The sequence below is a fragment of the Rothia sp. 32237D007AR genome (assembly GCF_053544675.1).
This window is the reverse complement of record NZ_JBPPUO010000004.1, coordinates 46,938-61,585: the sequence shown is the minus strand read 5'-3', so window position 1 is coordinate 61,585 and position 14,648 is coordinate 46,938. Positions and strand designations below refer to the sequence as shown.

Sequence of the window (14,648 nt, the reverse complement as noted above, 5' to 3'; positions counted from 1 at the left end):
CTATTTTAGGGCAGGGCGGGTGTGAAAAGAACTGTGCCCTCTACCCCTTTTGGTGGTGGGGTAGAGGGCACAGTCTGTGGGGACCCTTAGATATGTATGTTTCTATACTTTTGTTTCTGTACTGTGTGCTGCTTATGCGGTGCGGCGTACCAGCACAGTGACGATACCTCCTAGGCTAAGGAGGGCACCGAGAACCAGGAGAATTGTCAGGTTGCTACCGGTGTGAGCAAGAGCAGAGGCGGCGGGGCTGGCTGCTGCCTTGCCCTGAGCCTGTTCATTCTTCTGGCCCTGCTGGATGTTCTGACCCTGCTGGTTGTCCTGGGCTGCTGACTCAGCTGCCGAGGGTGCACTTGCAACAGTAGTTGCATCGGTGGCAACCGGTTCAGCAGCTGAGGGGCTTGCCTCTGCTGAAGGAGAAGCTAGGGGAGCCTTAGCTTCTTCCTGCTCGGGCTGGGGCTCCTGGGATTCCGGGGCGGAGGCAGTCTCACCTACGGTAAAGGTGTAGGTGCTGATGTTTGAGGTTACCGGTGAGTCACCATCATGAGGGGTGCCGCTTGCCTGGATTTTCAGGGTGTAGGTTCCAGCTTCAGTGAAGAGCCAGTTGGTGTGGGCGTGGCCGGGGTTGGCCTGGTGGAGAACCGAACCTTCTGCTACGCGGTAGTCACCGTTGGTGAAGGGGGAGGTCATACCCTGGAAGGGGGATACCTTGAACATGAAGATGCTACCGGGGCCGGTTACTTCCAGTACCTTCAGGTCGATGGCTTCAAAGTCGGGTGCTACTGCTGAGGTGTCCCAGCCCATGAAGGGTAGGGTTTCTTGTTCAGTACCGTTTTCGCTAATCAGGTAGCCAGTAGGTGCTAGTTTCTGGGCGCGTGAAGCAGGCAGGCTGGTCAGGGCTGAGGGGCCAATAACCATGGTGACGCTTTCGGGGGCGCGGAGTACGTGGTGCCCGCTGGTGCCATCGTTGAGAGCTAGCTGCAGGGTGCCATCTTCAGCAGATACGTTGAAGAGGTCAACGTGGCCTGCGCTGATGGTGGTGGGGTCAGTAAGGGGCTGGCCGTGCCCGTGGTCGTGTTCATGACCGTGGTCGTGGCCGTCCTCGTGCTCGTGCTCGTGACCAGGAGTGCTCTCGTGCTCGTGGTCGTGCTCGTGACCGGGATTGCTCTCGTGCTCGTGGTCATGCTCGTGACCGGGATTGCTCTCGTGCTCGTGCTCGTGCTCGTGACCGGGAATGCTCTCGTGATCGTGGTCATGCTCGTGACCGTGGTCGTGCTCTTCTGCGGGAGTGCCCAGGGTAATGACGGGCAGGTCGGCGCGGGTGTCGTCCTCATGTTTCTCCACCTGGAATACTTCGGTGAAGGGAGCAGACTCCACTTCGCGGCCATCTGCTGTGACTGCTACTGCATGGCCGGTGAGGGTGTAGGTGCCTGAATGTTCAAAGAACCAGTGGGCGTGAGTGTGGCCCAGAATGGGCAGGGAGGTGCCTGCCTCAAGGTAGTACTTGCCGTCGCTGAGGAAGGGGACGGTAGCGAACTCATCTTCTTCGTCCATGGGGTCGTTACCCAGCACTGCAAAGGGGGCAGGGCCGGTAACTTCGGTGAAGTCGATACGCACGGAGCTAAAGCCATTGTCCCGGTAGCCAGGGGCGCTCCAGCCGGGTTCGAAGTAGTGGGAGGCCTCCCAGCTGGCGGTGTAATAACCTTCTGAGCTGCTGCGGTCTAGGCTACTGAATTCGTAGTTGGTGCCGTAGGTTGAGCTGTTAATGGCAAAGTAGACCGAATTGGGGTCATAGAGGGTGTTGCCCAGGCCGTTGGCGACTTTGACAACGGGGGTTCCGGTGTCAGTCGATACGTAGAAGCCGTCGGTGTGGCCGCTGGAGATCTCAAAGCGTGAGTCTTCTGCGTGAGCGAAGGGGAGGTAGAGGGCTGCTAGCAGGATTGCTAGTAGTGCTGTTACCCCTCTGCGGATGGTTTGCATGGGGAAGGGGGCCTTTCATCAAGTGGATGGGGAAGGTTGATGCGTGGGTCTACGAAGAGACGCCCCTCCTATTGTAAATGAGAATCGTTCTCAAAAACAGTGATGTGTGACCACCCAGTCACTGCTCGCCCGCACACAGACACAGAAAAAGGACGCCTACACCCACCTACCAGCCAGAAGGCAGGAAAGGGGGTACAAGCGTCCTAAAAAGAAAAGCTCAGAGCTTCTCTAGATTAGTTAATAACCTTAGTGAGAAGAGTGCTCAGCCTTATTGAGCTGTTCCATGAGGTCATCAGGAACCAGATCAGCTTCCATGAATTCCTGAGTCAAAGGTAGGCGCAGCTGCATATCGGTACCGATGCACATCTCAACAAGAACATTCTTAATGTCATAATCAACAACGTGCCCGCCCTGAGTGTGTTCATCATCTAGGAAGTGAACGTGGCAGCCAGGGACTGCAACTGTTGACTGGAACTTGGGGCTACGGAAGCCAGCCAAAGTGCCCTTGACATTTTCAAAGCGTAGGATTTCTTCACCATCGGTTGCTTCAACCAAGGGCGGGTAGGGGCGGGTCTGTCGAGCAACGGTGCGAGTAGTGACCCAGTTGAACTCGCCGGTAATACGCACGGCGTATACATAGTTGGGGCTAGGCTCTAGCTCGCCAACAATGCGATCAACATCCTTGCGAGATAGGTTGCCAGTCAGCTCTTTACGAATCGAGGGCACAAAGTTGGTAACCACAGCATAAGGGGTCTTCTCAGAAAGATCCGGTTCTGAGATGGTCCCGTCAGAACGCATCTGGTAGCAGTGCCCATCGATGACAATCATTTCACCATCGAGCGCGTTGAAGGTGCCGATACCGAAAGAACCGTGCCCCAGTAGCTCCTGCAGGGTGAGGTCATCATCGTAGACACCGGCAATCAGCGAAGAAATAAGGCTGTGCTGAAAAATGGTATGACGCTTGATAGTCATTAGGGGAAACCTTTCAAAAGTGGGTTGTGGTAGGTGTGACCTACCTGGTTTATCTAATGTGCAGAGCTCTCGCTGAACTCTGCACATTAGATAAACGATTCAATCTAGGGCGTGAGGGCTAGCTTTCGCAGTCGAAACAGTTGAATGAGCTGGCCCTGCACACCCTGATGGGGTGACTAAACCTTAGTTGAGGACGTCGCTACGTAGCTGGTGGGCCAGGTAGGTGGCGTTGTTGGTGTAGTCAACGGGTACGTTGATGACTGAGGGGCCTTCTTCAGCCAGTGCAGCCTTGATGGTGTCAGCCAGGTCATCGGGGTTGGTGACGGTGTGGCCGTGAGCGCCGAAGGATTCAGCGTAAGCGGCAACATCGTATTCACCCAGCTGTACACCGCTGGTGCGGCCGTACTTCATGTGCTCCTGGAAGGCGACCATGTCGTAGGTGTTGTCGTTGAAGACAATGTGAACCAGGTTGCTCTTCAGGCGGACAGCGGTCTCTAGCTCCATGGCGGAGAAGAGGAAGCCACCGTCACCGGAGACAGAGACAACAGGCTTTGAGGGGTCTACGATGCTTGCAGCGATACCCCAGGGAAGGCCGACGCCCAGGGTCTGCTGACCGTTGGAGAAGAGCAGGGTGCGGGGCTTGTAGGTGCGGAAGTAACGTGCCATGTAGATCTGGTGTGAACCAATGTCACAGGTGACGACGGTGTCGTCGCTCAGGCATGAACGCAGGGTCTGAACAACGAAGAGGGGGTCAATGCGGTCGCTGTCGGTACCAACGGGCAGTTCAACCTTGCTGAGCTGGTCGCGCAGGTCATCGGCCTTGGCGCGTGCCTCTTCAGGCATCTTGTAGCCTTCAAGCAGGGGAACCAGGGCGCGGACGGTTGCGGGGATGTCACCGCGCAGTTCCAGCTCAGGCTGGAAAGCGTCGTCCATGTCGTCGCTGATCTCGTCAATGGAGATGATGCGGCGCTGGTCATCGGTGTTCCACAGGCGTGCATCGTATTCAATCTGGTTGTAACCAATGGTGACAACCAGGTCAGCCTGGTGCAGAGCAATATCGCCAGGCTGGTTGCGGAAGAGACCAACACGGCCCAGGAAGTGGTCTTCCAGGTTGCGACCGATCATACCGGCAGCCTGGAAGGTTTCTACAACGCGCAGGTCAGTTGCTGCCAGCAGTTCCTGCAGGGCGTCGGTGCCTTCGCTGCATGATGCGCGCATACCAACGAGCAGTACGGGGAAGCGGGCAGCCTTAATAGCAGCAGCAGCTTCTTCAATGGAGGCCTGAGGTGCCTGGCCCAGCTGGGGGTCGGTCAGCTTGGTGGTGATGGAACGAGTGGTCTCTTCGGTCAGCACATCGCTGGGGAAAACAACGGCAGTTGCACCGCGGGGCATCATTTCAGCGCGGCGGAAAGCGTTAACCATGGTGGAGGCAACGTTGTCAGCAGCGTTAACTTCACCGGCGAACTTGGTGACGGTGGAAAGGAAGGACGCTGCATCCAGGGACTGGTGGGTGAGCTTCAGGCGGTCTGCACGCTGCACAGCACCACAGATGGCGACCATGGGGTCACCCTCAGCAGTTGCGGTCAGCAGACCGGTGGCCAGGTTGGTGACGCCGGGGCCGGAAGTTACGATGGCAACACCGGGGGTGCCGGTCAGACGGCCAACAGCAGCAGCCATGAAAGCTGCGTTCTGCTCGTGGCGGCAGACAACCATGTCCATATCGCTATCTACAAGCGCGTCAAAAACGGGGTCAATCTTAGCGCCGGGAACACCGAAGATGGTCTTGACACCCTGGGCTTCGAGAACTTCTACAACGCGCTCGGCGCTACGACGAGAATCTGACTGAGTTGACAAGGTAAACATATCCTTCTGTTAGGGGAAAGGGCTCTGGAAACGAAAAGACTATACGAGACGATGAGTCATTTTCTTTACCAGAAATAACTGGACATGCAACGAAATGCTTTGAAGCTATGGCAGTCCGTGGTGGATAGTGCTCTTGCCGTGATGCCACTGTGAGTATGTAACCGAAAAAGGTTTACTCGCAATGACCCAGCTTGCTGCACTATCGGCCTCTCTGTCATGGGCGGTGCAGTTCTGCAATGTTCATGTTTCTAACTCTATTCGGTCAATCCTCAAGCGCATACACCATCCCCTGTGATTACACTAACCAAGGCATGTGACGCGGGACGGAAGAGGGTAGGGGCAGAGTCACAAAACCCTAGAAAAAGCACTGCACAAGAAGGACAAAGACAAAAAGAAGAGGAGACAAAGGCTTCCCTTGCCTTCCGCATTTATTCTGTTTTAGCCGCAACTAGTTGCGGGACTTTCAGAATAAATGCGGCGAGGACGGCGATGCGGGTGTGGCTTAGAATTTCTTTACTACGGACGTCCGCGGCCTCCACTAAGGCATTTCCTGACGCCGGGCACACAAAAAAGAAGGTAGGCCAGCGCTTTACGCATGCTGGCCTACCTTCTTTGTGTGTGCCCTCGAAAGGATTCGAACCTTCGACACCCAGCTCCGGAAACTGGTGCTCTATCCACTGAGCTACGAGGGCAACTCTGAAACGCTCACTTCACGGAGCGAAACTCAGACCTGATTACTCTACCAGAAACTCAGCCCCAGACCACAAACCCGTTACAGTAGAACAAACACCAGCGCACCGAAGGGCTGAATCAATGACCACACTCACCGGCAACTATGCGGGAAGCAGTCACCCCTCCCACACCTTTGACTTCTACCCGCCCAACGCCCCTACCGGTGAGAACCACCCCGCACCCCTTCTCATCTACGTCCACGGCGGAGCCTGGCGCTACGGCGACAAATCCTCCTTCCTGCTGGCCAATAACGGCCTACACCGTGTGCGCGAGCGATTCTCCCGCGCAGGTTTCGCCACAGCTTCCATCAACTACCGGCTCAGCCACGAAGCTCTCTTTCCTGCCCAAATCAACGACCTCAAAACAGCGATCCGCTACTTCAAAACCAAGGCCCAAGAATTTGGTATCGACCCGCAGCGCATCGTCCTTGCTGGCGGGTCAGCAGGCGGGCACCTGGTTCAACTCGCTGCGGCAACCGGTCATTTGAACGAGCCCTACCTTGAAGGGCTGACTGCCACCACGCTCGCTACCCGCGCTATGGCAGGGCAAGCAGACTCCTCCGTTTGCTGCGCTGTTTCTATCTACGGAGTGAGCGACCTGCGAACTATTTTTGAAGATCGCCTCACCTGGGGGTTCCCCTATGACCACCCCGAAGACGACGGGGCAGAATGGCGGTTGCTCGGCTCCACCTACCCGCCAGAGGCTGGTACCCCCGCAGAAATCAACTGGGCCAAGGCTCACCCCGTCGACTATGCCCGTGCCGCCCAGCGCACCGGGGAAAGAACCCACGCCCCGGTCTACTACCTTCACGGCACCGGTGATACCTGTGTGCCACCTAGCCAATCAATTGAGGTTCACCGCAGACTTTCAGCAGCCGGTGTAGCCACCGAACTGGCCCTCATCGGGGGAGCGGAGCACTCTGACCCAGCTATCTACGCCAGCGAGAGCACCTGGGAACACATCATCCGCTGGGTAGGTCTACAGCTGACCCTGTAGACTTGACCCTATGACTCCCGAAGAACTCTCAAGTGCAATTGACGGCGCGCTGACTGAAGCGTTTGAAGCCGGTGAACTGACCCTCAACGACGGCGAAACCGCCCCCGCTGTGCGCGTAGAGCGCCCCAAGAATCGCGACCACGGCGACTGGGCCACCAACATCGCCCTGCAGATTTCTAAAAAGGTGGGCAAGAACCCCCGCGAGGTAGCCCAAATCCTAGCTACCCGAATCAGCGACATTGCCGGTGTGGCAAGCATTGATATTGCAGGCCCCGGCTTCCTTAACATCACTCTAGATGCCGCAGCGGCAGGCGAACTTGCTAAGACCATCGTGGAGCAGGGTGCAGCTTTCGGTACCAGCCAGACCCTGGCTGGTCAGACCATCAATCTTGAGTTCGTCTCAGCTAACCCCACCGGCCCTATTCACCTGGGTGGCACCCGCTGGGCAGCTGTCGGTGACTCTCTGGCCCGTATCTTTATCTCCCAGGGCGCTCAGGTTGTGCGCGAGTACTACTTCAATGACCACGGCAACCAGATTGACCGTTTTGCCCGCTCCTTGCTGGCCCGTGCCAAGGGTGAAGAAGCCCCTGAGGATGGCTACGGTGGCGAGTACATCACCGATATTGCCAACCGTGTGCTAGAGGTTCGCCCTGATGCCCTGGAATCCGAAGACCCCCAGGAAGTCTTCCGCGCCACCGGTGTTGAGTTCATGTTCGAAGACATCAAGGCCTCCTTGCATGACTTCAAGGTAGATTTTGATGTCTACTTCCATGAGAATTCTCTCTTTGAAAACGGCAAGGTAGATGAACTTCTTGAGAAGCTCAAGGAGTCTGAGAACCTCTACTTTAAGGACGGCGCCTGGTGGCTTAAATCCACCGATTTTGGTGATGATAAGGACCGCGTTGTTATCAAGTCTGATGGCAATGCAGCCTACATCGCTGGGGACATCGCCTACTTCCAGGACAAGACCAAGCGTGCTGAGAACCCCGCTGACCTAGCTATCTACATGCTGGGTGCTGACCACCACGGCTATGTTGCCCGCCTCAAGGCTGCTGCTGCTGCCCTGGGTGATGACCCTGAGATGGTTGAGGTCATGATCGGCCAGATGGTCAACCTGGTTAAGGACGGCAAGCCTGTGCGTATGTCAAAGCGTGCCGGTACCGTCGTCACCCTTGAGGACCTGGTCGAGATTGTGGGTGTGGACGCAGCCCGCTACTCCCTGACCCGCTACTCGGTAGACTCCAACATCGATATTGACCTGGATCTGCTCACCAAGCAGTCCAACGAGAACCCGGTTTTCTACGTGCAGTACGCCCACGCCCGCACCTGCGCTATTGCCCGCAATGCTGAGGCTGCTGGCGTCACCACTGACTCTGTTGATACCTCCTTGCTGAACTCTGAGGCAGACTCAGCCCTACTAGCTTCCCTGGGCCAGTTCGTGGGAGCTGTCAAGGAGGCCGCTGACTTCCGTGAACCTCACCGCGTGGCCCGCTACCTCGAAACCCTAGCCGGTGCCTACCACCGCTGGTACGGTGTCTCCCATGTTGCCCCCAAGGGTGATGAGGAGGTTACCGATTTGCACCGCACCCGCCTGCTGTTGAACCAGGCAACCCGTCAGGTGTTGGCCAATGGCCTGGGCCTGCTGGGTGTTACCGCACCGGAGAAGATGTAAATGGGAGCAGAAGCCGCACTCTTTAAGCCTGACTGGCTGACCTACCCCTCCGCCCCGGCTGACCTTGACCCCACCATCTGGGCCCCTTCTTTCACCCGGGCACAATCTGGGGAACTAGAGGTCGATGGTATTCCCGTCAGCCGTTTGGTGGCTGATTTTGGTACTCCTGAGTACGTCTTTTCTGAGACGACTTTCCGCGCTCGTGCTGCTGAGTTCCGCTCAGCTTTTGAGACTGCTTTTGAGAAGCATGGGGCGCAGGTTTCGGTTTACTATGCAGGTAAGTCCTTTTTGGCGACTGCTGTAGCCAAGTGGGCTGAGGAAGAGGGCCTGTGCCTGGATACCGCTAGTGGCGGTGAGCTGGCGATTGCTATGCGCGCTGGTGTGCCCGGGGCCAAAATTGCCCTGCATGGAAATAACAAGTCGGCAGAGGAGATCGCCCGGGCTCTTTCTTACGGGGTAGGACGCCTGGTGGCTGACTCCGTGCCTGAGGTGCAGCTTATCGGGCAGGTAGCAGCTAAGCTGGGCGTGACTGCCCCGGTGATGCTACGTGTGACCCCCGGTGTGCACGCCTCTACCCACGACTATATTGCTACGGCCCATGAGGATCAGAAGTTTGGTCAGTCTCTGGCACCGGGGACCGCACCGCTAGCTGGCCTGCCTTTAGATGAGTTGGCTGAGCTGGGGATTACCGCTGATGATGCTTACGCTACTGTGGCAGCAGCCCTGGCTCTGGCTAGTGAGCACATTGATTTACGCGGTTTGCACTGCCATATTGGTTCTCAGATTTTTGAGGCTGATGGGTTTGGTAAGGCTGCGGAGAAGGTGCTGACCTACATGCAGCAGCTTAACGAGCGTTTTGGCGTGGTACTGCCCGAGATTGATTTGGGTGGCGGTTACGGTATTGGCTATACCGAGCAGGATGCCCCGCGTAGCTCAGCTGATATCGCAACTGAACTCGCTGATATGGTCTCTAAGACCTGCGCTAATGTTGGTATGGCTATTCCTCATCTTTCCTTTGAGCCGGGCCGTTCTATTTCTGGGCCCTCAGGTATCACCCTCTACACGGTGGGTACCATTAAGGATGTCGCTATTGAAGATGAACATGGTGATACCCGTGTACGCCGTTATGTCTCGGTAGATGGGGGTATGAGCGATAACCCCCGCCCGGTGCTCTATGAGTCAGACTATGCGGTCACCTTAGCTAACCGTGCCCCGGAAGGGGAGCAGGTACTTTCTCGTGTGGTGGGTAAGCACTGCGAATCTGGTGATATTGTGATTCGCTACTGCTACCTGCCTGCTGACCTAACAGCGGGGGATATTCTTGCTGTTCCGGCTACCGGTGCCTATAACCATGTGATGGCTTCCAACTATAATTACCTGACCCGCCCGCCGGTGATTGCTACGGCTCAGGGGCAGGTTGCGCGCGCTATTATTCGCCGCGAAACTGAAGAAGATATGCTGGCCCGCGACCTGGGTCTGGTGTAGGTTTCTTCGCGAGGACGCCGCCGCTCACTTTTCTTGCCGTCGGGCAGGGAGCGTGGTGGGTGGCGTCCTGTAATCAATCACTCCGTGAGAAAATAGAGTTCATACTCCGGGGTGTGCCGTTTTACCGGTTAGTATGGTGAGCGGAACGCTGAACAACATTCCTCATCTACGTCAGGAGACGCTCTTGGGCAAGACCACCATCAAAGTAGCACTATTGGGTGCCGGCAATGTCGGCTCACAGGTAGCTCGTATGCTCACCGAGGATGCCCAGTCCCTGCAGGATCGTATTGGCGCGCCGGTTGAGCTGATTGGTATTGCTGTTCGCAATACCTCAGCCAAGCGTCATTATGAGGCTGCACCCGAGCTGTACACCACCGATGCTCAGGCGCTGATTGAGCGCGCCGATGTGGTGATTGAGCTTACCGGTGGTATTGAGCCTGCCCGTACCCGTATCTTAGATGCCTTGAGCGCAGGTAAGTCGGTGGTGTCAGGTAATAAGGCTTTGTTGGCTAAGCATGGTGCTGAGTTGGCTGCTGCTGCTGCTAAGAGCGGTGCCCAGCTCTCTTATGAGGCCGCTGTGGCTGGTGCTATCCCTATTCTGCGCCCCTTGCGCGATTCCTTGGCTGGTGACCAGATTACCCGTGTGCTGGGTATTATGAACGGCACTACCAACTACATTCTGGATCAGATGGATACCACCGGTGCCCAGTTCGCTGATGCCCTGGCTGAGGCCCAGCGCCTGGGCTATGCTGAGGCTGACCCTACCGCTGATATTGAGGGCCATGATGCTGCCTCTAAGGCCGCTATTGTTGCTTCTTTGGCTTTCCATTCTGATTTCACTATTGATGATGTTCACTGTGAAGGTATTACTTCTGTCACCGCTGATGATGTAGCGGCAGCGGCTGCTGATGGTTACGTTATCAAGCTCTTGGCGGTCTGTGAGAAGGACGGGGCGGGTGTCAATATTCGTGTTAATCCCACTTTGGTTCCTCGTCAGCACCCGCTGGCTTCTGTGCACGGGGCTTTCAACGCTGTCTTTGTGCAGGCAGAAAATGCTGGTGAGCTCATGTTCTATGGCCCTGGTGCTGGTGGTGCCCCTACCGCTTCTGCTGTGCTCGGTGACTTTGTTTCTCTTGCCCGCCGCCTGGTGCTGGGTGGGCCCGGTGTGCCTGAGTCTTCTTTTGCCAAGCTGGCCGCTACCCCCATGAATGATGTGATTTCCCGGTATTCTGTGGGTCTTCTCGTGGAGGATAAGCTGGGTGTTCTGGCAAATATTGCCCGTATCTTTGCTGACCACGGTGTTTCTATCGACACCATGCGCCAGACTAAGGGCGCAGGCGATGGCACCAGCGCTTCGATCCGTATCGTCACCCACCGCACCACTGACGCTAACCTGCGTAAGACCATGGCCGTGGTGGGTGCCCTTGATACCCTCCGTGAGATCACCTCCGTTATCAGCGTAGAAGGCTAACACCGATTCTTATGTCACTTCCCATGATTGACGGCTCAAACGAGCCTCTTATCCAGCCCCATGACATTCCTGTAGGTGCGCGGGTGACCGTGAAGGTCCCCGCTTCCTCAGCCAACCTGGGCCCCGGTTATGATTCCTTGGGGCTGGCCCTGGCCTACTACGATGATTTGACGGTCACTCGTATACCCGGGGTGGGGGAGCTGACCTTTGATCTTACGGGGGAGGGTGCACACGAGGTCCCCCAGGATGCCAGCCACCTGGTGGTACGAGCGATGGTGGAGGCCTGGAAGGCTGCTGGTCTTCTAGAGCTACCTTCCTTGCATATTCAGGCCCACAACCGTATCCCGCATTCTCGCGGCATGGGCTCATCGGCCTCAGCTATTGTTGCGGGTGTCAGCGCAGCGAATGGCCTCTTGCCTGCTGCCCGCCAGCTCGATGCGAAGGCTGTGTTACAGGTGTGTTCAGGTTTGGAGGGGCACCCCGATAACGTGGCACCCTCTCTCTACGGGCAGGTAGTCATCTCTTATGGGGACGAATCTGGTTGGCATTCTCTGCCTGTACCTGCCCACCCGGAGGTCCTGCCGGTTATCGCTATTCCCGACTATGAGGTGCCCACTAAGGTGGCTCGTGAGCTTATCCCGCAGACTGTTTCTCACCGGGATGCTGCCGCTAACTCAGGGCGGGCTGCGCTGCTGACCCAAGCCCTGGCGTCCTACCCTGAATATTTGCTGCCTGCTACCAGCGACCTTTTGCACCAGCCCTACCGGGCAGTTGCTATGAAGCCCTCTGCCTCCCTGGTAGCTTATCTGCGCGACCAGGGTTTTGCCGCGGTCATTTCGGGGGCCGGGCCCACCGTCATGGCCCTAGCTAAGGGGGCGGACGAACGCGCCCGAGTTCGCCAGGCCATTGAGGCCTTCGCCACTGAAAGAGAACCTAATCAGCACGAGAACCGACCTGTCAGCTGGCGAGTGCTTGATATCGACATCGATACTAAAGGTGTTATGCTTACCTATGAGGAAACCGCCTAACCTTGCCTGGCATCTTGTGCCTGGGCTTGCTTGAGTCGGCCTCATCTCACGGTTTAACTGGTCTGTAGAAGCCTCAGGATGTTTAACCGTTCACTTTTCGCCTGGCCTAGGTGTGCTAAGGCGTCCCTAGCAAAGAGCACCACCTACCTATATGAAGGTGGGGCACTGGCACTGGCCACCCGCTTCTTTCGCCACACGGCGAACGGGGCACCTGGCCCCCTGAACCAATACTCGCCCGCTCTGGGCATGGCGCATCTGTTGCGCCAGAACAATCCGCGAAATCAACGATATTTCGAGAGAAGGAACCTTCGTGGCAGAAAAAACCGACCTGACCGCAGGTACGGAGGCCGCAGCAGCGGCTGAACAGAAGTCCCCTAGCCTGAGCAGCCTCAAACTTGCTCAGCTTCAATCCCTAGCCTCCCAGCTAGGTATCACCGGCGCCCGCCGTCTGCGCAAATCAGATTTGGTGGAAGCTATTTCAGCCCACCAACGCGGTTCTGCTGTAGCCGATCGTCCTGCTGAGACTGGTGAGCAGGCAGAGAAGCCCAAGCGCACCCGTACCCGTAAGACCGCAGCTGAGAAGGCTGCTGAATCAGAAGCCCCCACAGAGGCTCAGGCTGAGGCAGAGAAGCCTAAGCGCACTCGCACCCGTAAGACCGCAGCCGAGAAATCCGCTGAAGCTGAAGAAGCTAAGGGGCAGGAAGCTACTGAGGCTCAGTCTGAGACTGCACCTGAGAAGCCGGCGACCGAGCGCCGCGGTAACCGTCGCGCAAGCAGTGCAACTGTGGCTGCTGAACCCCAGGGTGAGAACAAGCCCGACACCTCAGCCCTTGAAGCAGTCGAAGCTGCCCTAGATGGTCTGGAGTCGCAGAAGGCTGCCCGCAGTGACCAGAATGAGGGCGAAGAGGGTAACAAGCGCACCCGTACTCGCACCCGCACCGACCGCCGCCGCAAGAACGAGGGCGAGAACACCGAGTCTGCTGAGCAGGGCGAGAACTCATCTGAAAACGGTGAGAAGAACGACCGCTTTGAGCGTAAGAACCGCCGTGACCGCAACGACCGCGATAACCGTCAGGACCGCGATAACCGTCAGGACCGCGGCGATAAGCAAGAACGCGATACCCGCGACCGCGGTGGCAAGAACGAGCGCGATAACCGTAGCGAGCGCAACGACCGCCAGCACAACAACGGCCCCGACGAGGACCGCCGCAATAACCGCAAGAACCGCCGCGACCGTCAGGCTGAGCGCCGCGAACGCCGTAACAACCGCCGTGACGACTACGAGCCTGAGATCAGCGAAGATGATGTGCTGATCCCTGTAGCTGGTGTGCTCGATGTGCTAGATAACTACGCTTTTGTGCGTACCTCTGGCTACCTGCCCGGCACCAACGATGTGTATGTTTCTCTGGCTCAGGTCAAGCGTTATGGTCTGCGGAAGGGCGATGCCATTGTTGGTACTATCCGCGCACCCCGCGAAGGCGATAACAACAACCGCCAGAAGTTCAACGCCCTGGTACAGCTCACTTCTATCAACGGTCTGACCTCTGAAGAGTCTAAGGGCCGCCGTGAGTTTAATAAGCTCACCCCGCTCTACCCCAAGGAGCGTCTGCGCCTGGAGACTGAGCCCAAGAAGCTGGGCACCCGCGTTATTGACTTGATTGCTCCTATCGGTAAGGGCCAGCGTGGCCTGATTGTGGCGCCTCCCAAGGCCGGTAAGACCCTGATGTTGCAGTCCATCGCTAACGCCATTACCACCAATAACCCTGAGGTTCACCTCATGATGGTCCTGGTTGATGAGCGCCCCGAAGAAGTGACCGATATGCAGCGCACCGTCAATGGTGAGGTAATTGCCTCTACCTTTGACCGTCCGGCAGATGATCACACCACTGTCGCTGAGCTTGCCATTGAGCGTGCTAAGCGTCTGGTGGAGCAGGGCCGTGACGTCGTTGTGCTGCTGGACTCCATGACCCGCCTGGGCCGTGCCTACAACCTGGCAGCACCTGCTTCAGGCCGTATTCTCTCCGGTGGTGTAGATGCAGCAGCCCTCTACCCGCCCAAGAAGTTCTTTGGTGCCGCCCGTAACATTGAAGAGGGTGGCTCACTGACCATTCTGGCTACTGCCCTGGTTGAGACTGGCTCCAAGATGGATGAGGTGATCTTTGAAGAGTTCAAGGGCACCGGCAACATGGAGCTGCGCCTTTCACGCCAGTTAGCTGATAAGCGCATCTTCCCCGCGATTGATCTCAACGCATCTTCTACCCGCCGTGAAGAGGCCCTGCTCTCACCTGATGAGGTCAAGATTATGTGGCGTCTGCGCCGCGTCCTAGCTGGTATGGATCAGGAGCAGTCCCTGTCTGTTCTGCTCTCTAAGCTGCGCGAGACCCAGTCCAACGTCGAATTCCTGCTCACCGTTGCTAAGAGCGGCTTGGGCCACGGCGAATAAGGAAAGGAC

The 14,648-nt window shown here is 57.1% G+C and carries 9 protein-coding genes and 1 tRNA gene; 6 read left to right on the top strand and 4 right to left on the bottom strand.

What is annotated here, in order from left to right; translation table 11 throughout:
• Positions 1 to 132: 132 nt before the first annotated feature.
• From ACED87_RS04045 to ACED87_RS04030, 4 genes are all read right to left on the bottom strand, one after another.
• Positions 133 to 1,977, bottom strand: coding sequence for a choice-of-anchor M domain-containing protein (locus tag ACED87_RS04045; RefSeq protein ID WP_449082524.1), 1,845 nt, complete (start codon positions 1,975 to 1,977; stop codon positions 133 to 135).
• 246 nt (positions 1,978 to 2,223) lie between these two features.
• Entirely contained in the window at positions 2,224 to 2,949 is a 726-nt protein-coding gene (gene budA, locus ACED87_RS04040; protein WP_449082522.1) for an acetolactate decarboxylase, read from the bottom strand.
• A 183-nt stretch (positions 2,950 to 3,132) separates the two neighbouring features.
• Positions 3,133 to 4,803: an acetolactate synthase AlsS gene (alsS, locus tag ACED87_RS04035; protein ID WP_449082520.1), complete on the bottom strand. Its 1,671-nt coding sequence runs from the start codon at positions 4,801 to 4,803 to the stop codon at positions 3,133 to 3,135.
• 628 nt (positions 4,804 to 5,431) lie between these two features.
• Positions 5,432 to 5,504 (bottom strand) — tRNA-Arg (locus ACED87_RS04030).
• A gap of 121 nt (positions 5,505 to 5,625) precedes the next feature.
• Here ACED87_RS04030 and ACED87_RS04025 point away from each other — a divergent pair.
• The 6 genes from ACED87_RS04025 (at position 5,626) to rho (ending at position 14,639) form a co-directional block, all read left to right on the top strand.
• Positions 5,626 to 6,540 carry an alpha/beta hydrolase fold domain-containing protein gene (locus ACED87_RS04025; RefSeq protein WP_449082518.1) on the top strand — a complete coding sequence of 305 codons (915 nt, stop codon included), beginning with the start codon at positions 5,626 to 5,628 and terminating at the stop codon, positions 6,538 to 6,540.
• A 10-nt stretch (positions 6,541 to 6,550) separates the two neighbouring features.
• Positions 6,551 to 8,212: an arginine--tRNA ligase gene (argS, locus tag ACED87_RS04020; protein ID WP_449082516.1), complete on the top strand. Its 1,662-nt coding sequence runs from the start codon at positions 6,551 to 6,553 to the stop codon at positions 8,210 to 8,212.
• Positions 8,213 to 9,697, top strand: a complete 1,485-nt coding sequence (locus ACED87_RS04015) for a diaminopimelate decarboxylase family protein (protein WP_449082514.1) — start codon at positions 8,213 to 8,215, stop codon at positions 9,695 to 9,697.
• Between the two features lie 133 nt (positions 9,698 to 9,830).
• On the top strand, positions 9,831 to 11,168 hold the full coding sequence (locus ACED87_RS04010; protein WP_449082512.1) for a homoserine dehydrogenase: 1,338 nt from the start codon (positions 9,831 to 9,833) through the stop codon (positions 11,166 to 11,168).
• A gap of 11 nt (positions 11,169 to 11,179) precedes the next feature.
• On the top strand, positions 11,180 to 12,196 hold the full coding sequence (thrB, locus tag ACED87_RS04005) for a homoserine kinase (RefSeq protein ID WP_449082510.1): 1,017 nt from the start codon (positions 11,180 to 11,182) through the stop codon (positions 12,194 to 12,196).
• A 310-nt stretch (positions 12,197 to 12,506) separates the two neighbouring features.
• Positions 12,507 to 14,639, top strand: a complete 2,133-nt coding sequence (gene rho / locus ACED87_RS04000) for a transcription termination factor Rho (protein ID WP_449082508.1) — start codon at positions 12,507 to 12,509, stop codon at positions 14,637 to 14,639.
• Positions 14,640 to 14,648: the final 9 nt, after the last annotated feature.